20 protein-coding genes are annotated in these 18159 nt (G+C 69.3%); 4 read left to right on the top strand and 16 right to left on the bottom strand.

The window, feature by feature from the left end; genetic code table 11:
* Window positions 1–30: 30 nt before the first annotated feature.
* From folK to FV242_RS02745, 16 genes are all read right to left on the bottom strand, one after another.
* Window positions 31–504, bottom strand: coding sequence for a 2-amino-4-hydroxy-6-hydroxymethyldihydropteridine diphosphokinase (gene folK / locus FV242_RS02820; RefSeq protein ID WP_147937868.1), 474 nt, complete (start codon window positions 502–504; stop codon window positions 31–33).
* Window positions 501–878, bottom strand: coding sequence for a dihydroneopterin aldolase (gene folB / locus FV242_RS02815; protein ID WP_147906601.1), 378 nt, complete (start codon window positions 876–878; stop codon window positions 501–503). The genes folK and folB overlap by 4 nt, the downstream gene beginning before the upstream one ends.
* On the bottom strand, window positions 875–1711 hold the full coding sequence (gene folP, locus FV242_RS02810) for a dihydropteroate synthase (protein WP_147906602.1): 837 nt from the start codon (window positions 1709–1711) through the stop codon (window positions 875–877). The genes folB and folP overlap by 4 nt, the downstream gene beginning before the upstream one ends.
* An 88-nt stretch (window positions 1712–1799) precedes the next feature.
* The gene (locus FV242_RS02805; RefSeq protein ID WP_147906603.1) at window positions 1800–2162 is read right to left on the bottom strand and encodes a hypothetical protein; all 363 of its coding nucleotides are present in this window, start codon (window positions 2160–2162) and stop codon (window positions 1800–1802) included.
* Entirely contained in the window at window positions 2143–2853 is a 711-nt protein-coding gene (locus FV242_RS02800; protein WP_147937867.1) for a hypothetical protein, read from the bottom strand. The genes FV242_RS02805 and FV242_RS02800 overlap by 20 nt, the downstream gene beginning before the upstream one ends.
* Window positions 2850–3995, bottom strand: coding sequence for a pyrroloquinoline quinone biosynthesis protein PqqE (pqqE, locus tag FV242_RS02795; RefSeq protein WP_147937866.1), 1146 nt, complete (start codon window positions 3993–3995; stop codon window positions 2850–2852). Before pqqE ends, FV242_RS02800 begins: the two co-directional genes overlap by 4 nt.
* Window positions 3992–5089, bottom strand: coding sequence for a pyrroloquinoline-quinone synthase PqqC (pqqC, locus tag FV242_RS02790; protein ID WP_147906606.1), 1098 nt, complete (start codon window positions 5087–5089; stop codon window positions 3992–3994). The genes pqqE and pqqC overlap by 4 nt, the downstream gene beginning before the upstream one ends.
* A 181-nt stretch (window positions 5090–5270) precedes the next feature.
* Entirely contained in the window at window positions 5271–6170 is a 900-nt protein-coding gene (pqqB, locus tag FV242_RS02785; protein WP_147906607.1) for a pyrroloquinoline quinone biosynthesis protein PqqB, read from the bottom strand.
* A gap of 34 nt (window positions 6171–6204) precedes the next feature.
* Entirely contained in the window at window positions 6205–6294 is a 90-nt protein-coding gene (pqqA, locus tag FV242_RS02780) for a pyrroloquinoline quinone precursor peptide PqqA (RefSeq protein WP_007564431.1), read from the bottom strand.
* A gap of 223 nt (window positions 6295–6517) precedes the next feature.
* Entirely contained in the window at window positions 6518–7222 is a 705-nt protein-coding gene (locus FV242_RS02775; protein ID WP_147906608.1) for a response regulator transcription factor, read from the bottom strand.
* Window positions 7219–8853: an ATP-binding protein gene (locus tag FV242_RS02770; RefSeq protein WP_147906609.1), complete on the bottom strand. Its 1635-nt coding sequence runs from the start codon at window positions 8851–8853 to the stop codon at window positions 7219–7221. Before FV242_RS02770 ends, FV242_RS02775 begins: the two co-directional genes overlap by 4 nt.
* Before the next feature lie 79 nt (window positions 8854–8932).
* The gene (locus FV242_RS02765) at window positions 8933–9139 is read right to left on the bottom strand and encodes a hypothetical protein (RefSeq protein ID WP_007564437.1); all 207 of its coding nucleotides are present in this window, start codon (window positions 9137–9139) and stop codon (window positions 8933–8935) included.
* 84 nt (window positions 9140–9223) lie between these two features.
* Window positions 9224–10018 carry a formylmethanofuran dehydrogenase subunit C gene (locus FV242_RS02760; protein ID WP_147937865.1) on the bottom strand — a complete coding sequence of 265 codons (795 nt, stop codon included), beginning with the start codon at window positions 10016–10018 and terminating at the stop codon, window positions 9224–9226.
* Between the two features lie 3 nt (window positions 10019–10021).
* Window positions 10022–10969: a formylmethanofuran--tetrahydromethanopterin N-formyltransferase gene (gene fhcD / locus FV242_RS02755; RefSeq protein ID WP_147937864.1), complete on the bottom strand. Its 948-nt coding sequence runs from the start codon at window positions 10967–10969 to the stop codon at window positions 10022–10024.
* Window positions 10970–10996: 27 nt separating this feature from the next.
* On the bottom strand, window positions 10997–12628 hold the full coding sequence (locus FV242_RS02750) for a formylmethanofuran dehydrogenase subunit A (protein WP_147937863.1): 1632 nt from the start codon (window positions 12626–12628) through the stop codon (window positions 10997–10999).
* Window positions 12622–13701 carry a formyltransferase gene (locus FV242_RS02745; protein WP_147937862.1) on the bottom strand — a complete coding sequence of 360 codons (1080 nt, stop codon included), beginning with the start codon at window positions 13699–13701 and terminating at the stop codon, window positions 12622–12624. The genes FV242_RS02750 and FV242_RS02745 overlap by 7 nt, the downstream gene beginning before the upstream one ends.
* A 294-nt stretch (window positions 13702–13995) precedes the next feature.
* Here FV242_RS02745 and FV242_RS02740 point away from each other — a divergent pair, with 294 nt between their 5' ends.
* The 4 genes from FV242_RS02740 to mch all read left to right on the top strand — a co-directional run bounded on the left by FV242_RS02740 (window position 13996) and on the right by mch (window position 18115).
* Window positions 13996–14982, top strand: a complete 987-nt coding sequence (locus tag FV242_RS02740) for a beta-ribofuranosylaminobenzene 5'-phosphate synthase family protein (protein WP_187278318.1) — start codon at window positions 13996–13998, stop codon at window positions 14980–14982.
* Between the two features lie 91 nt (window positions 14983–15073).
* On the top strand, window positions 15074–15967 hold the full coding sequence (locus tag FV242_RS02735; protein ID WP_147937861.1) for an NAD(P)-dependent methylenetetrahydromethanopterin dehydrogenase: 894 nt from the start codon (window positions 15074–15076) through the stop codon (window positions 15965–15967).
* 22 nt (window positions 15968–15989) lie between these two features.
* Window positions 15990–17144: an ATP-grasp domain-containing protein gene (locus FV242_RS02730; protein ID WP_147937860.1), complete on the top strand. Its 1155-nt coding sequence runs from the start codon at window positions 15990–15992 to the stop codon at window positions 17142–17144.
* On the top strand, window positions 17141–18115 hold the full coding sequence (mch, locus tag FV242_RS02725; protein WP_147906616.1) for a methenyltetrahydromethanopterin cyclohydrolase: 975 nt from the start codon (window positions 17141–17143) through the stop codon (window positions 18113–18115). Before FV242_RS02730 ends, mch begins: the two co-directional genes overlap by 4 nt.
* Window positions 18116–18159: the final 44 nt, after the last annotated feature.

Raw genomic sequence — 18159 nt, 5'->3', positions numbered from 1 at the left:
GCGGGCTGACAGCCGCCCGCAAGCCTCAGCTCAGACTCGCGTGATCCCGGCGCGGTCGAGCTTGGCCAGGGCATCGGCGACGCGCTCACCGCCGATCACGAGATCCGGGGCGATCTCGGCCAGTGGCACCAGCACGAAGGCACGCTCCCGCACATGACGGTGGGGCAGAACCAGCCGCGCGTCGTCCACCGTTGCTCCCTCGTACGCCAGCACGTCGACGTCAATCACCCGGGGGCCCCAGCGCTCCTCGTCGCGGATGCGCCCGAGCGCATGCTCGACGCCGAGGCAGGCATCGAGCAGCCCATGCGGATCGAGCGTCGTATCGACGGCCACCGCACCATTGAGAAACCAGGGCTGATCGGTCTTGCCCCAGGGCGGTGTCCGATAGTCGGCCGAGCGGGCGACCACGTCGATGCCGGGCGTCGCGGCAAGCCCCGCGACCGCACGGTCGAGCATCGCGGCCATGTCGCCGATGTTGCTGCCGATGCCGAGATACGCCCTCATGCGCGGGCTCCGCGGTGGCGCGTGATCTCGACGCTGACCCCATCCAGGATCGCGGGCACCGGCGCGCTCGGCTTGTCGATGCGGATCGTGATCGCTTCAACCATGGCGTGGCGTTCGAGGATCGTGGCCGCGATCGTCTCGGCGAGAGCCTCGATGAGGTTGAACCGGCGCTCCGTCGCGATCATGACGGCGATCTCGGTGAGGTCCGCGTAGCTGACCGTGTGGGCGACGTCGTCTGAGCGACCGGCCGGCGCAAGGTCGAGCCGCGCATCGATCGAAATGTAGAAGCGCTGACCGAGCACGGCTTCCTCGGGCAGCACGCCGTGGCGCCCGAACACCGCGATGCGGGCGACGCCGATCCGGTCCGTGCTCATCGGGCGTCCGGCCGCATGACGGCGTCGACAACCCGAACGGCATCGACATGGGCCGCGACGTCGTGGACCCGCACGATGTCGGCTCCGAGCGTGGCGGCGAGGGCATGGGCTGCGAGCGATCCGTAGAGCCGGTCCGCCGGCCGGGTTTCACGGTCGTGCAGTCGGCCGAGCAGCGATTTGCGGGAGACTCCAACCAGGACGGGAAAGCCCAGGGCCCGGATCTCGGGAAGGCGCCGCAGCACGTCCAGGTGCTGCGTCCAGGTCTTGCCGAAGCCGACGCCAGGATCGAGCACGATGTCGCGCTCCGGAATGCCGGCCCGCCGGGCGATGTCGAGCGAGCGCTCGAAGAAGGTCAGCAGGTCCGAGATGATATCCAGATCCGCGTCGATGGTCTCACGGTTGTGCATGATCACCACGGGGGCGCCGTGTGCGGCTGCCACGGAGGCGATGTCGGGCTCTCGCTGGAGGCCCCAGACGTCGTTGACGATGCGCGCGCCCGCTTCGAGCGCGAGACGCGCGGTGGACGCCTTGTAGGTATCGATCGAGATCGGGACAGTCAGGCCGGGTGCCACCGCCCGGATCACCGGCAGGACGCGGGCCTGCTCCTCCTCGGCCGGGACGGGAACGTGGCCCGGCCGGGTCGATTCACCGCCGATATCGAGGATCGCGGCGCCCTCGTCCACGAGGCGCTTCGCCTGGGCGACCGCCTCGGCCTCACCGGAGAACAGGCCGCCGTCGGAGAACGAATCGGGCGTGACGTTGAGGATGCCCATGACCAACGTGCGCGACCCGAGGCCGGGCAACAGGTCGGACAGGCCGGGGGAGGGGGGCACGGATCGGGTCCCGTTCTCAGGAGCGGTTCGGGACCCGGTGTGATCGAAACCACAGGCCAGCGCAACGCCGGCCGTCATGGTCAGGTCATCAGCCGCGATAGCAGCGGATTTCCGCCTCGGCCTGCGCGCGCCGGAGATCGGCGACCTTGTCGTCGAAGATCTTGGTCGCCTTGAACTCGTTCGCCCGGTTGCCGATGCCCTGGCGCATCGACAGGACCGTGCTCGCCTGCACGTACTTGTCGTAGGGCAGGATCGCGGCGAGCTGGTCGAGGGAACAGGAGCAGCGCTGCATGCTCTCGCGGGTCTGGCCGTTGGCCGCCATGCAGCCGAAGACGTAATCGACCCGCGCGTCGGTGGGATAGTCGTTCTCTTCAGCCGCCCAACCGGCGAGGCCGGACAGGCACAGGGCGAGTGCGGCGAGCGCGCCGCGTTCAGCCAGCTTTCGGATCATAGCTCAGCTTCTCCTCGAGCAATTCGCCACCCTCGGCGTTCTTCGACGACGCCTCGATGGAGACGATCTCGCCAGGAACCTCCGGGGCGATGATGAAGGTGTAGATCAACTTGTCCATGCCGCGCATGCGCTGTTCCATGGCATCCTTGGCGAAGGGCTGTATCTCGACCCGCCAGCCGTCGACCTCGCGGCCGCTCACCGAGACCTTGGTCGGCGTCACGGTCGCGGCCTCGCGCAGTCCCTTACGGATGGCGAGCTTCAGGTAGCGCGGGTTGGCCTCCAGCACCTTCGCCAGAGAGCGGAGGTGGTTCTCCAGGAACAGCGAGACCACCGGGTTGCCGCTCATGTCCTCAAAGGGACCGGCCGGCACGCGGTTCAGGCCGGAGAACATCATGACGCGGATGTCGCGTGCCTCCGGGCTCTTACCTGGCTCCAGCGTGAGCGTGAGCGTATCCGACAGGGGCGGCCCGAACGGTCCCTTGGCGATGCCCGACCGGCGCAGGTAATCGTACGTGATCGTCGAGCCGGGGGCCGCGTTCTTCATATGCGGCTGCTCGAACAGCAGATCGGCCGCACTGGGCGGGGCCGCCGCGTTGACCTGGGTGACCGCCGCGGGCTTGGGCGCATCTTCAGCAAACGCCGGCGCCGCGGCCAGCACCAGCGCGACGGCTGTCGTGGCAAGAAGCTTCACGAGTTGACGTCCTCCTTGAAAGGCGACCGGACGTTGCTGCCGATCGTCCGATACACATATTCCGGCGGCGTCTCAGCCGCTTCTTCGACGGCCAACGCCCGCACCTTGGCGTGGAGCGGCGAGAGCGAGCAGGCCGGATCGGTCGCCGCGGCATCCCCGGCGAGCGCCAGGGCCTGACAGCGGCAGCCGCCCCAATCCTTCTCCCGACGGTCGCAAGAGCGGCAGGGCTCCTTCATCCAGTCGGTCCCGCGATAGGCGGTGAAGGCTGGCGAATCCCGCCAGATCTCGCCCAGCGCGTGGTCGGTGACGTGCCAGAACTCGAGACCCGGGATCGTCTCGGCCGCGTGGCAGGGCAGGACTTTGCCCTGGGGCGTGACGTTCATCAGCTTGCGGCCCCAGCCGCCGGCACAGGCTTTCGGGTATCTCGCGTAGTAATCCGGCACGACGAGGTCGATGACGAGCTGACCCTTGAGCCGCTCACGTGCGGCCTCGACGATCCGGATTGAGGCATCGACCTGCGCCTTGTCGGGCATCAGGGCCGCGCGGTTGACGTAGGCCCAGCCGTAATACTGCGTGTGCGCCACTTCGAGGCGCTTGGCACCCATCTTCACGGCAAGGTCCATGAAGCCTTCGACCTCGTGGATGTTACCGCGATGGATCACCGAGTTCAGCGTCAGCGGCAGCCCCAGCTCGACCACCTTGGCGGCGAACTCGAATTTCTGCGGCTGCGCGTTCTTCAGGCCCCCGATCTTCTCCGCGTTCTGCGCATCGACGCCCTGCACCGAGAGCTGCACGTGGTCGAGCCCGACATCGTAGAGCGCCTGGAGCTTGCCCAGAGCACCGCCCACCCCGGAGGTGATCAGGTTCGAGTAGAGGCCGAGATCCGCGCAGGTCTTGGTGATCTCGACGATATCGTTGCGCGCCGTCGGCTCGCCCCCGGAGAGGTGGACATGGAGGACGCCGAGGCCGGACGCTTCCGTCAGGACGCGCTGCCACGTGGCCGTGTCGAGCTCGCCGGAGCGACGGTCGAGCTCCAGCGGGTTCGAACAATAGGGGCAGCGCAACGGACAGCGGTGGGTCAGCTCGGCGAGCAGGCCCACCGGCGCTGGAACGTCCGGCCGGTTCGGCGTCAGTGCGTTCATCGCTCCAGGACCCGTTTTTCCGCCAGCCCGTCCAGCATCACCAGGATATCGGCCTCGATGGCCCGCGGATCGGCCGCATAGGTCCGGCCAAGCTCGTCGGCGATCGCAGCGACGCTGCGGTTCCCATCCACGAGCTTGAGCACCGCCACGGCGTTGTCGTCGAGGTCGAAGGTCCGCTCGGGAGCGAGCAGGACGTATTTGCCGCGGGTCTCGTCGTGGCGCAGCCGCACGCCTCGCGGAAGGCGCGGCCGGTCGTCGGCCGCCATCTTGCGAACGCCGGACCCCGCCGTCGCGACGGGTGCTTCCGCAACGAGACCGGTTCCCGGCGTCCACGCATCCGGCGGGATCATGCCGGGGGCGACATAGGCGAAATAGAGGGCGTCGAGCTGGGTCCAGAGCACGTTGCACTTGAACGTCAGCGCGGCCATCGCCTGAAGCTGCAGGTCCGGCGTCGTCGCATGCGTCTTTACGTAATCGAGGGCGAAGTCTGCATCACGCGGTGCCTGGGTCAGGCGCTTGTCGAAATACGCCAGCGTGTCCTTGGTGATGAAGTCGTAGTTCTTCAGCATCCCGGCGACGCGCTCCGAGATGATCGTCGGAGAGAACATCTCGGTGAGCGACGAGGCGATCGCCTCCAGTAGGCTCTTCTCGGCGACGAAGTGGACGTAGGCCTCGACGGAAAACTTCGTGGCCGACAGGATGCCACGGGTCGACAGCACGTAATCCCGGTCGAACCCGACACCCTCGGCGAGCTTCAGCCAGCGCTCGATGCCCCCGTCGCCCGGATGGTCACCGTCGTGATCGACGATGCGCTGGCGCCAGATCCGCCGCAGGGACGCGTCGGTCATCCGTGCGAGCACGGCGGCGTCCTTCACCGGGATCATCGCCTGATAATAGTAGCGGTTCAACGCCCAGGCCCGGACCTGATCCTTCGAGAGCTTGCCGTCGTGCAGGAGCCGGTGGAACGGATGCAGGATGTGGTACCGACGCGCGCCGATGTCGCGCAGAGCTGCCTCAAGCTCGTCCGGGGAGAGCAGCCGCTGGCTCTCGGCAGAGTCGGGGGTCGACGAAGGGGTCGGGAAGACTGCGTTCATGGCGTTACCGGAATCCGTTCTCGGGTCGCGTTTCCTGTACTCCGATCCCGCCCTCTGCGCGGGAACCATCCCGAGTGACGGCAACGACCGTTCGGAATGATGCCCCGCCGGGGCGAATGTCCGGGCTCGATCCCGATATAGTGCCGGCTCGGCCTGTACCCAACCGGTGGGCGAGATTGCCTCAGAGGGCGAGGCTCAGACCGTCATGGGCCACGGTCCAGCCGGCCGCCTCGACATCGGCGCGCTCCGGCGAACCTTCGACCAGGACCGGATTGGTATTGTTGATGTGGACGAAGACGCGGCAGCCGAGCGAAACGCCGGCCAACGCATCGATCGAGCCATTGTCGCCCCGCATCGGCACGTGCCCCATCCGCCAGCCGGTCTTGGTGCCGACGCCGGCACGGATCATGTCGTCATCGTGCAGGACGGTACCGTCGAACAGCAGAGCGTCCACGCCGGCGATCCGGTCCCTGAGCGCGTCCGTGACCCGGGCGCATCCGGGGATGTAGGCGAGGCGACGCCCGCCCGCCTCGATCAGCGCGCCCACGGTGGTCTCGGTCTCTGCGCCGATCTCCATGGTCTCGTCCTCGAGCCAGAGCGGCACCTTCCCGGGAACCGGGAACAGCGTGACGGACAGGCCGGGCATCGGCTCGAACCGCTGGTCCATGGCGATCGGTTGGCGGGCGACGACGCCCTCGGCCATCACGTCGAACACGCGGTTGGCGTTGACGGAGTCCAGAATGCCGCGGGTGGCGTACAGCGTATAGGGCTGGCCCTCGCGCAGGGTGAGCAGACCCGCCACGTGGTCGACGTCTCCGTTCGTCAGGAGCACGGACCGGATCGGCGAGTGGCGCAGTCCCTCGCGGGGATGCATCTGGGAATTGTCGAAGAGTTGTTGCCGGATATCCGGCGAGGCGTTGATCAGGAGCCAATCGGACCCGTTCGCGGAGACCGCGATGCTCGATTGGGTCCGTGGGCGCACCCGGTCCGGCTCGGACCGTGCAAGGGTGCAATTGGGGCAGCGGCAGTTCCACTGCGGGAGGCCGCCACCGGCAGCGGAGCCGAGAATCACGACGCGCATGGTGCGGTTCCCGCGATCCCCGGCCCCTGAAAACTTAGTTGAAGGTGTCGATCTCAGCCGACTCGTAGCTCGTCACTTCCATGCCGACACAAATCTCGGACACAACAGGGGCAGCCCACTTCATGGTGTTTCTCCTTGGCGGTATCCTCACCAGGCGTCTCGGGTTCCTAAGAGTACCCTAAGACACTGATGGCGCTCTGGTTTTCCGGCGCGCCACCGATATCGGCGATTCAGCAGCGGTCTTCAAGCACTAAGTTGCCGGATACTCCCAAATTTTTTGTGAGACTCTAGCTAAATGCCCGGCTCACCATCAAAACCGTTACCGGATTCGACTTAAGTATAGTGGCTCATTGGCGGAAATCGGGACCGCGTAGTTCGAGCATGAAGCCCTTGCCCCGAACGGTGACCAATCCTGGCCCCCCGTACCGAACGAAGTCCGCCATCTTGGAGCGGAGATAGCCGATATAGACGTCGACCACGTTAAGGGAGAGGCCGCCCTGGCTGGCCCAGAGCCGGTCGAAGATATCGGCGCGGGACACCGGCTTGCCGATGCTCTCCATCAGCATGGCGAGGAGATCGGCCTCCCGCGGGGTCAGGCGCGCGCTGGCCTCGCCGCAGCTCGCCTGACGGGTGTCGAGATCGAGCAGCAGCCGCCCGGCACTGATCCGCGAGCGCGGCGCCTCGGCCTGCTCGCGCCGCATCAGGTGCGTCCGCAGGCGTGCCACGAGCTCGTCGAACACGAACGGCTTGATGATGTAGTCGTCGGCGCCGAGCGCCAGGCCCTCGGCCCGGTCGCGGATCTCGTCGCGCGCCGACAGGAACAGGATCGCGCCCGGGAAACCACCCTCACGCAGGGACCGGCAGACATCGTGGCCGGAGCCGTCGGGCAGGTTGATGTCGAGCAGGACGGCGCCGGGCGCAGGATCATGCGCCGCCTTCAACGCCTCGTCGACGCAGGCGGCGGTACCGACCTCGAACCCTTCGGCCTCCAGGCCGCGGGCCAATAGCCCCCGGATGTCGATATCGTCCTCGACGATCAGGATCCGCGTCATGCGGCTGGCTCCCTCACCTGCATGGTACTGGCCGTATTCCCAGCCGTGCCGCTCTCCCATGCCGGATCGAGCGCCGGGATGTCCAGGCTGACCCGAGCGCCGCGTCCGTCGGGGCCGGCCCCGAGGCGGATCGAGCCGCCATGCTGCTCGACGATCCAGCGCGCGAGCGCCAGGCCGATGCCGAAGCCGGTCTCGTCGGGGCTCGCTCCGGCGCCGCGGCGGAAACGCTCGAACAGCTCGGCCTCCGACGCGCCGAAGCCGGGCCCGTCATCGGTCACGGTTATCAGGGCGCGGGCTCCGGGCTCGCCCGACAACGCGACCTCGACCCGGGCCAGCCCCTTAGCGTGACGCAGGGCGTTGTCCACGAGGCTCTCCACCGTCTGGCGCATCCACTCGCGGTCGGCCAGGCACTCGACGTCCTGGGTGCCGGGATCGAGGCTGAGGCCGACGCGACGTCGGGCCGCCTCCGAGGCCATGTTGTCGACGGCCTCGGCCAGCACCGAGGCGAGCCCGAGCGGACGCTTGTCGAACTCGATCTCCCCGGATTCCGATCGCGCAACGCGCAGCAGATCCTCGACCCGAAGCTTCAACCGCTGCGCCCGCTTCCGGATCGTCGCGAAGACCGGCGCCGGATCCGCACCCCGGGACGCACCACGCAGCGCTAGATCGCATTCGCCGAGGATGACTGTGAGCGGCGTGCGCAACTCGTGGCTGACATCGGCGAAAAAGCGCCGGCGGGAGCGATCCACGGCCTCCAGGCGGGCGTTGGCGGCCCGCAGGTCCGCGGTGCGGGTCGCCACGGTGTCCTCCAGGGCAGCACGGTCGGCCACCACCCGGGATTCGCGCCGGGCGAGGCGTGCGGCCATGCGGTTGACGTTGGTCATCAGCAGCCCGAGTTCGTCGCGGGTCGCCACCGATAGGCGCGTATCGAGGGCACCGTGGCCGATGGCGCTCGCCGCCCGACGGACCTCCTCGATCCGCGCCAAGGTCGGGCGGGTGACTCCGCGATAGAGAACCGCCAGGAGCACGAGGGCCGCCGCAACCGCCGAGGCTGCGGCCACGCGCAGACGCGCCGACAGGGCGCGGGCCTGTTCGGACCCGAGCGCCATGCTGCGCCGCTCCGCCTCGATCAGGAACGACAGCGGCTGGCCGGTCATCGCCCCGAAGCCGTTGAGCGCACCCTTGATCGCGTCCTGACGCTTCTCGGGTTCGGTCTGCCGGTTGATCCGCGCGACCTGACGGTCGAGCACGACCCGGGCGGCGCGCAGCTGCGCCATCGGTCGCGTCCGGGCGGCGTATTGCATGCGGTCGGCCGGGTCGTCGCTCGGCGGGAAACTCTGGGCCAGCGCCTCGTCGACCGTGGTGAGCGCCCGGTCGGCATTGTCGCGGGCGATCGCCATGGCCTCGGGCTGCCCGTCGGGATTGCCGACCGTCTCCACCGCCGCGAGGCCGAACTGAGTGAGGCGGCCGGACAACTCGGCCAGCAGCTCGAGACGGCGCTGCGCTTCGAGGGTGCGGTCAACCGTCCGTTCGGCCGCCGCGATCGAGGCCAACGCCGCGAGGGCCGCCAGCATCACCACGATCGCGGTGCCACCAAGCAGCAGCGCGAAACGGAGTTTCAGCGAGCGCATCGGTGCCGCCCGGCCGGGGCTCGTCGCCGGCAACCGGCCGCCCGGAGACCCGGCGCCGGGACGCGGTCTTGGGACGCGCTCACAGGTTTTTCGGCAGGCTGCCGCGCGCGGCGCAGCGCCAGCGCTCGACATGCCAGTCCGGATGGGCGGCCTGCCAGGTCGCCAGCGCGCTCTGCGAATGGCGCAGGCAGATGAACGGGTTCGAGCCCTCGTAGGACATTTCGATCCTGTCCTCGCGGCAGGTCGAGGGCTGGGCGACGAGACAGATCGACAGAAGCAGGAGCATGGGCGTCTCCCCAATGTGCCGGCCTCGTACGGGCCCGCTTGGACAGAGCATATGCCGCGTGCGGCCGCTCTGCCCAGGGTGACGTCAGGACGCGACCCAGATCTCGCCCTTGGCGAGGGTCGCGAGGTCGCCGGAATAGCGCCGCAGCGGCCGATCGAGCAGCGCGGCATGCTCCGCGCTGAGGCCCCGGAGTGATTTTCCAAGCAACTTCAGGAAGACGAGATCGTGCGTCCCGGTCTCCACGAAGGTCGGAGACAACCGTCCGTGCGAACCGATCAGCAGGGTTCCACGGCGCATGCCGTAGCCCGGATGGTCCCCGACGGTCAGGGCGGCCAACGTCCCCGCGATCATCCGAGAGCCGGCATAGGCACCCGCCCGGCCAGCCAGGAGGATCCCGCGCCGCATCCGGTCGCCGAGATGCGCGCCTGCCGTTCCGCGGATGATCAGCGTCGCACCATCGAGGCCGGCCTTGGCCGCATACACGGCACCGCCCGCATAATCGCCGGCATCGCCGTCGATCGTGATGGCGCCACCGGTGGCGCCGGAGCCCGCATAGGGTCCGGCATCGCCGGTCACGGTCAGGCTGCCGCCGGCCATGCCCTCACCGAGGCGCTGGCCGACATTGCCGGTCACGCGGATCGCTCCCTCGGACAGGGCAGCGCCGACCCGGTCGAGGCGCTCGTGGCCGCCCTCAATGGTCAGGGTGTCGGAGCCGTCCAGCGAGACGGAGAAGCAGTCGCCGAGACGCACGCCGGTGCGGGATGTCCCGATCTCCAGGCGTTCGGCGTCGGCCTGGGAAAGCCGGCTCAGGGCCAGCGGATTGATGTTCAGGAAGTCGAGCCGCTCGGGCGGGGCCGCGCGCAGGGTGAGGGTGCTCAAGGCTCAGCCCTCCGTCTTGGTGTCGTCGCGCGCGAGCAAGTCGCGCAGATGGTAATGGTGACGGCCTAGATTGCCGCCGTAATTGCCCGCCGTCACGGCGATCAGCCCGTGCTTTCCGCCGATCTCGGTGGCGGCATGGAGGCCGGCGCGCATCGAGTCGGACACGCCCTGCGAGGTCAGGGCATCGATCACGATCTCCAGCACGACGCCGCAATCGGCCGGCAACGCCGAGCCGGCACGGCCCTTGAGGGTCGGGCAATAGGCATCGTTGGTCGAGGCCATCATGCCCTTGGTGCGGCCGCCGACCTTCGAGCCCGAACGGACTATGCCGCCCGGGAACGGCAGGATCGCACCTTGTACCGCCTTGGACGCCTCGACGGCCGCCTCGGCGACGATCAGGGTTTCGGAATGGGTCCGGCCAAGGAACAGCAGGTTACCGCCGCCCACGGCGCCATCAACGGACCGGACCGAATCCTCGCAGAGGAACTCCCCGTCCATCACGGGGATGCGCCAGTAGCGCCGAAGCTTGCCGCTGGCGTCCGGCAGCCGCTTGGCGATGGCGAAGCCGTCACCGAAATACCGGATCGCGCCGCCGAGCTTGATCTTCGTCGGTCCGTCCACGCCGGCATAGCAGGCCGTGCCCGGGCAGGTGAGGATGCACTGACCCACGCGCTTGATCAGCTGGTCCTTGAGGCCGTTCGGCTCGAAGCCGAACAGCAGGATGCGCACGCCGTGCCGCCCGTCCGGGGTCTCGTCCGGCGATAGCACGGCATCGATGCCGGCCTCGGCGCCGCAGCCGATCACCGACGTGGCGAAGCCTGTCATGGTGGTCGCGGCGATCATCGCCCATTTGGCGGTGTCGTTGGTGACGATGATGGCGGTCCCGGCCACATCGAACGCCTCCGCGAAGGTGTCGATGATCGGGATGCCGTTGAGGCTGAGGTCAGACATGGTTATTTCCGCCACTCGCCCCGCTGATCACGCCCGGCATGGCACCGCCTCGAAGGTGTCCGTATCTGCGTCGAACGCCGCGTCCGGGACAGCGAAGCTATCGAGCCCCTCGCCGAACCGGTCCGTCAGGTAGGCGTCGGCGCGCTTGGCCATCGCCGGATCCGACTCGACCGAGAGCGAGAGCGTCCGGCCGGCGCGCCATTCCACCACCTCGCCATCCTCGACGATCGGCACGCCGTCCTTGAGGACCAGCTTTGCGGCCGTGAACATCGCCGTGCGGTCGGATATGTCGCGGTAGACCGCCACGTCGGCACAGGCCCCGGGCCGCAGGTGGCCACGGTCGGCGAGTCCCAGCAGCTTGGCCGGGCCGGATCGCGTCAGCTGAGCGATTTCCGAGAGGCTGTATTCCCGCTCGAGAGTCGGCAGGCTGGACCGCTCCGCGACGATACCCGGCAGCGTCGCGATCTCGCGATCGCGCTCAGCTTTGTCCATCAGCCAGTGGATGATGCGCGGGTATTGCGTGAACGGGCCGCCGTTCGGGTGGTCGGTGGTGAGGATCGTGCGCTCCGGATCCGTGGAGAGCAACATGATCTCCAGACCGATCGCCCATTGCAGCGAGCTGGTCGGGCCGCGCGGCCGGTACAGGAACGGCACCACGCCGCCGCCTTCGGCATCGCCGGCGTTCAACACCCACTTCTTCGGCTTGGCACCCTTACGGCCGGCGAACTGCCGCAAGATGTCGAGCGAGACCGTTACGGTCTGTCCGAACACCACCTGCCCGATATCGAGGGTCGCGTTCGGGTTGTCGGCGATGGCCTGGGCGATGCGCTCGGCCGCGGAACGGAAGCCGCCACCCTCGGTGGCGCCGTAGGCATAGAACTGCGCATGGGCGAAGTGGATGCGTCGGCCTTCCGCGGCCTCCAGGGTCTCGATGAACGAATCGTCCGCGCCGGGCAGGCCGAGATTGTTGCAGTGGACGTGCAGCGGGTGCGGGACGCCGATCTCTTCGACCGCGTCGAGCAGCGACCCCATGATCTGCCGAGTCGAGAGACCGTAGACCGGAATCTCGTCATCGAGAGACAGGCGCAGCGCGCCGTCCTTGAAGGCGGATGCGCCGCCGGCGTTGATGCACTTGACGCCGAGGCCGCGCGAGGTGGCGACCGAGAGCGCCACGAGATCGCGGACGGCATTCCCGCCCTGCCGTTCGCGCAACAGCTGCAGAAGCTGGTCGTCGTTGCCCATCACGGTGAGCGCGCCGCGATCCAGCAACGGGATGTCGGCCAGTTCGAGCTGGGTCGCCAAGGCGTGTGTCGGCGGCATCGCCGGCTCGACCGCGGTGGTGTAGCCCATCCGCGCGTAGGTCGAGCCGATCCAGCCCGCAGCTCCGCCGGCATGCGCGAAAGGATGCCCCTCGGGCGAGGCCTCGCTGACATAGAGGTCGGGCAGGAGCAGGCGCGAGGTGATCACGTTGCCGCCGGCAATGTGCGAGTGCACCTCGACGCCCCCCGCCATCACGACGCAGCCGGACGCATCGATCACCCGATCGGGCGCCCGGCCGGCGGGCTCGACGATGCGGCCATCCTCGATCCAGACGTCGCCGACGGCATCGCGGGACGCGGTCGGATCGACGACGCGCCCGCCCCGGATCACGCTCAGCATGCGGGCTCACTCCTCGACACGGCGCCAGCTTCGACCAGGCGCTCTGTCAGGGCACCCAGTACCGACGCGGCGGACGGCAGGTCCGTCGGGGCCGAAGCCGGCCAATAGGTCAGCGCGGCGCGCTGCTCGTTCCACAAGACGCCGCCCAGGTCGCGTCCCGGACGGCCGACCGCAATCACCACGTCGGCGAGAGAGGCTTCCGCCTCGGCGACCAGCGCCACGGACGGCACGGCAGCCAGCCAATTCGGCCGGTCCACCGGCAGCGCGGCGAGCCAGACGACGGCATCGACCTCGCCAGCGGCGACCTGCCGGGCGACATCGAAGCGCCACGGATCATGTTCGGGGACGCGGCGGCCGAACCCGCTGCGCGGCGCCTGCCCGGTCAACCAGGCGGCCACCGGCACGACGGCGCGGTCCTGATCCGGTCCAGCCACCGAGAGCGTGAAGCAACGCGTGGTCTCGTTCAGCTCCATGGCGAAGCCCTGGAGCATCTCCACGCCCAGTTCACCGAGCTCCGCGGGATCGTACAGCAGGACGCCGTACTGTGCGGCGGCGATCCGCGCGACGAGCTTGGCCTGCAGCGTGTCGCCCGCGAGATGGCCTTTGGCGTAAGCGCGCAGTTCCGCGACGGCCTCCGCCAGCCCGCCCGTAGCCGGGCAGGACAGCGCCGCCTGTGAGCCCTCCGGACCGGCTCCGAGCGCCAGGAGCGCCCGGTCCGAACCGGCAGCGCGCCCACGCGTGGGCTTCGATTCCGCCAAGCGTTTGATGAGTGGCGTATGCCAAGTGGCTGCGCCGACCACGAGCACGGCATCGGCCCGGCCGACCGCCTCGGCCGGCGTCGAGGTCATGGCGCCCACCCGGCTCAGCGAGCCTAGCTCGGCATACGTGCCGACCGCGCCGGCGGTATCGATGGAGGCGCCGATGCGCCCCGCGAGATCATAGGCCGCGCGGATCGCGGCGACGTCGGCACTCAGGCCGGCGATCACCGGCGCGCGCGCCTTGGCGAGCAAGGATACGGCCGCCTCGATGGCGGTGCCCGCGTCCGTCGCGCCACCCTTCACCCAGGCTGCCATGCTCCCTCACGCGACGTTCTTGTTTGGCTTCGGAGCGGGCGACGGCCGTAAGACCGGACGAAGCAGGTTCACTCCCGAAGGAGAATCCCGCCGGATCGGAATGGCTCGACCGCCCGACAGGTCCGGGCGGGCGGCAACTCGGCGCGCCGTCGCTGCCCTAGGTTTGCATTCATCCGCACGCCTCGGCAAGGGGGGTTCGCATTCTGGTTCGGCCGATCGGCCGCAAGATCCCGTTGCTTCGGCCGCCCGCCGCATGGGAAAAGCGCGCCGGTTCGGCGTGTGGATTTCGAAGACATGGGCGTGGGCAAGGTCCCCCAGCGGAACGAGGCGGCCGCTTCGAGCAGCGCCATCCGAGTCGAGGCGCCTGCGCGGCTGCATTTCGGATTCCTGGACCTGCACGGCGGCCTGGGCCGCCGCTTCGGCAGCATCGGGCTGGCCATCGACACGCCCTCCCTGGCGCTCACCGCCCGCCGGTCCGCACTCCTGTCCGTCACCGGCGAGGAGGTCGAGCGCGTCCAGGGCTACGCCCGTGCGGCGGCGAGCCATCTCGGCGGGTCCGACGCGGTGGCGATCGCGGTCGAGCGGACGATCCCGGCGCACGCTGGATTCGGATCGGGCACGCAGCTCGCGCTGGCCGTGGCGGCCGCGATGGCGCGACTGAGCGGGGCTTCCTTCTCGGCGGCCGCGTTCTCCTCCAGCCTCGATCGCGGCAATCGGTCGGGGGTCGGGCTCAGTGCGTTTACCGAGGGCGGCTTGATCGTCGATGGCGGCCGCGGCCCCGATGGCGCAGCACCGCCGGTCACCGCGCGCCTCTCCTATCCCGAAGCCTGGCGGATCGTGCTCATCCTCGATCGGAGCATGGCCGGCGTGCACGGGACGCGGGAGGTAGAGGCGTTTCGCGACCTCCCGCGCTTCCCCGAGGCACAGGCGGCCGAGATCTGCCGGATCGTGCTGATGCAGGTCCTGCCGGCGGTCGCGCTCGCCGAGCCGCACGGCTTCGGCGCGGGAATCACCCGGATCCAGGATCTCATCGGCGATCATTTCGCCCCGCACCAGGGCGGCCGCTACGCCAGCGCCGCCGTCGCACAGGCCCTCGACCAAGCCGCCGCGCAGGGCGTGCCCGGCTACGGCCAATCGTCCTGGGGACCGACCGGATTCGCGCTGATGCCGTCTGAGGCCGACGCCCGGTCCCTGGTGGCAAGTCTCGACCGCGGCGGGCCGCTTCGCTTCCTGATTGCCCGCGGCCGCAACAGCGGCGCATCGATAACCACGGGGGACTGAACCGGCGGGTCCGGACTTGACCGCGGCACCCGCAGCGGGTTTGGACGGTCTGCAGGCGCAGGTTGATGCGCGCCAAACGGGATAGAACGTCATGGCCCGCTCGATCCTCCACATGCTGACGCCGCTCCGGCACATGAGCCCGTTCGACGTGAACATGGCCGTCGACGCCGGCTTCGAGACGGTGGTGACCTACACCGAGGTCAGCCTCGCCGACGTCGTGTCGCTGACCCAGGATTCGATCTTCTCGCGCTCTCCGGCGGACGGCACGCGGACCGGCATCTTCATCGGCGGCAAGAACGCCGAGGACGCCCTCGACATGGTCGACCGCGCCAAGAAGGCGTTCGTGCCGCCGTTCGTGAACCACGTCTTCGCCGATCCCGCCGGCTCGTTCACCACCGGCGCCGCCATGTTGGCGCAGGTCTCCCGGGCCCTCCGGCAGAAATTCGGCACCGATCTGACCGGCAAGCGCATCGTGATCTTCGGCGGCGCCGGCGTGGTCGCCTACGTGGCCGCGGTGATCGGCGCGCTTCAGGGCGCGCAGACCGTCCTGGTCGGCCATGACGGCGAGGAGCGGGTCTCCAAGATCGCCTTCACGATGAAGTGGCGCTTCGGCATCGAGGTCGGCGCCGTCGACGGGACGACACCGGAGGACCGCCGCGTCGCCATCCGGGACGCCGACGTGATCCTGTCGGCCGGGCCGGCCGGCATCCCGATCCTCTCGGCCGAGGATCTGAAATCCGCTCCGAAGCTTCTCGTCGCGTCCGACGTGAACGCGGTGCCGCCCGCCGGGATCGCCGGAATCGACGTCAACGCCGTCGACGTGCCGCTGCCGACCGGCAAGGGCGTGGGCATCGGCGCCCTCGCGGTGGGTAATGTGAAGTACCAGACCCAGCGCCGCCTGTTCGATCGGATGCTCGCCTCCGATACGCCGCTCTGCCTCGACTTCCGCGACGCCTACACGCTGGCCGTCGAGATCGCGGGCTGAGCCGGCTCCGGCGCATCCCGGCGTGGCAGAGGCGATCCTGATCGCCGCTCAATCCGGGCGCGCCCTCGCGGAGGCGGCTCGGCGGGCGGGAATGCGCCCCTTCGTGGCCGACCTGTTCGGCGATTCCGATACGCTGGCGCTCAGCGAAGCCTACCGGCCGCTCCCGAGTCGCTTCGGCAGCCCGATGGCTTTCGAAGCGACCCTGGCGGCAATCGACGCCTTGGCCGAAACCGCAGGCTCGGTCGTCGGCCTCGTCCTCGGCAGCGGCTTCGAGGACGCGCCCGGCCTGATCGCCCGGGCCGCCGAACGGCACCGTCTGGTCGGCGCCGATGCGCCCGCGGTCGCCGCACTCAAGGATCCGTTCGCGCTCGCCGCGCTCTGCGTCCGGCTCGACATCCCGCATCCCAAGATCGCGACCGATGCACGTCCCGACCCGTCCGGCTGGTTGCTGAAGCGGACCGGCGGCAGCGGCGGCAGCCACATCCGTCCGGCGGGTCGCGGCCCCGCGCCGGACGCGCATTATTTCCAGGCCCGGGTCCCGGGCCGACCCCACGCGCTGAACTTCCTCGCCGACGGACGCGCGATCCAAATGCTGGCGGTGACGGAGCAATGGTGCGCGCCGTCGCCGATCCGGCCCTACCGGTTCGGCGGTGCCGCAACCGGCGCTGCGACGGAAGCTCGGCTTCTCCCCGACGCGCTGATCGCTACGGTCGCGGAGGCCGTTGAGAGCATCGTTGCGGCGACCGGCCTGCGCGGCCTCGGCAGCGCCGATTTCCTGGTCGACGGGTCCGGCTGCTGGTGGCTCACCGAGATCAACCCGCGGCCCGGCGCGACCCTCGACATCCTCGATCGCCGGAGCACGCCGCTCCTGGCGGCCCACATCGCGGCCAGCCTCGGCGCTATGCCGGCGCTCGGTGCGCAACCGGCGGATGCGGCCGCCGCCCAGATCTGTTACGCGGGTCGGGAGCATGCGCCCGTGCCGGATTTCGCCTGGCCGGATCATGTGCGCGACCGCCCGCGCCCCGGCACGGTGGTCCGCCGCGACGCGCCTCTCTGCACGGTGCTTGCCCATGGGGCCGACCGGCAGATGGCGCTCGACAGTTTGAACACGCGGACGGCGCGGCTCCAAGCCGACCTCACCGCTGAGAAAATGCACCCCGAGGAAACCCTGAGATGAGTGCCAGCCAATCCTATCCCAGCGTCAACGCGCTGACGGCGCCGCTGATCGAGCGGTTCGTGGCCGACGCCGCGACGCTGCGCCTGTCCGTGTCGCAGACGGCCGGCGGAGCCCGGATGGTCGATGCCGGCGCCCAGGCGCGCGGCTCCATCGAGGCTGGACGACGCATCGCCGAGATCTGCCTCGGCGGCCTCGGCACCGTGAGCATCGCCCCGAGCGGCCCGATCGCCTCCTGGCCGTATTCCGTGATCGTCCATGCGGCCGACCCGGTGCTCGCCTGCCTGGGCAGCCAGTATGCGGGCTGGAGCCTGGCCGATGAAGCCGGCGATTCCGGCTTCTTCGCCCTCGGCTCGGGCCCCGGCCGCGCAGTCGCTGCGGTCGAGGATCTGTATCAGGAGCTCGGCTATCGGGATTCCGCTTCGAAGACCGCTCTGGTGCTCGAAGCCGCCGGCGGTCCGCCCGACAGCGTCGTCGCCAAGGTCGCCGAAGCGGCCGGCTTGCGGCCCGAGGACCTGACCTTCATCTTCGCACCGACCCAGAGCTTGGCCGGCTCGACCCAGGTGGTCGCCCGGGTACTCGAGGTGGCCCTGCACAAGGCCCACACGGTCGGGTTCGACCTGCACGCGATCGTAGACGGCATCGGGTCGGCCCCACTTTCGCCGCCGCACCCGGACTTCATCAAGGCGATGGGCCGCACCAACGATGCGATCATCTACGGTGGCCGGGTCCAGCTCTTCGTCGATGCCGACGATGCCGACGCCAAGCAGCTCGCCGAGCAGATCCCGTCCACCACGTCGAGCGACCACGGCGCCCCGTTCGCCGAGATCTTTTCGCGGGTGAACGGCGATTTCTACAAGATCGACGGCGCGCTGTTCTCGCCGGCCGAAGCGATCGTCACGTCGGTGCGCACCGGCGCCACGTATCGCGGCGGCCGCCTGGAGCCGACGCTGGTCGAAGCGTCGTTCGCTTAAACGCGGGGCGTTCGAGCTCCGGTTCACGAGGCATCGCGGCGTAG

The organism is Methylobacterium sp. WL64 (assembly GCF_008039945.1).
Classification (GTDB): Bacteria; Pseudomonadota; Alphaproteobacteria; order Rhizobiales; family Beijerinckiaceae; genus Methylobacterium.
Note: the sequence above shows the minus strand (reverse complement) of the source record. Positions and strands in the feature narration are given on the sequence as shown.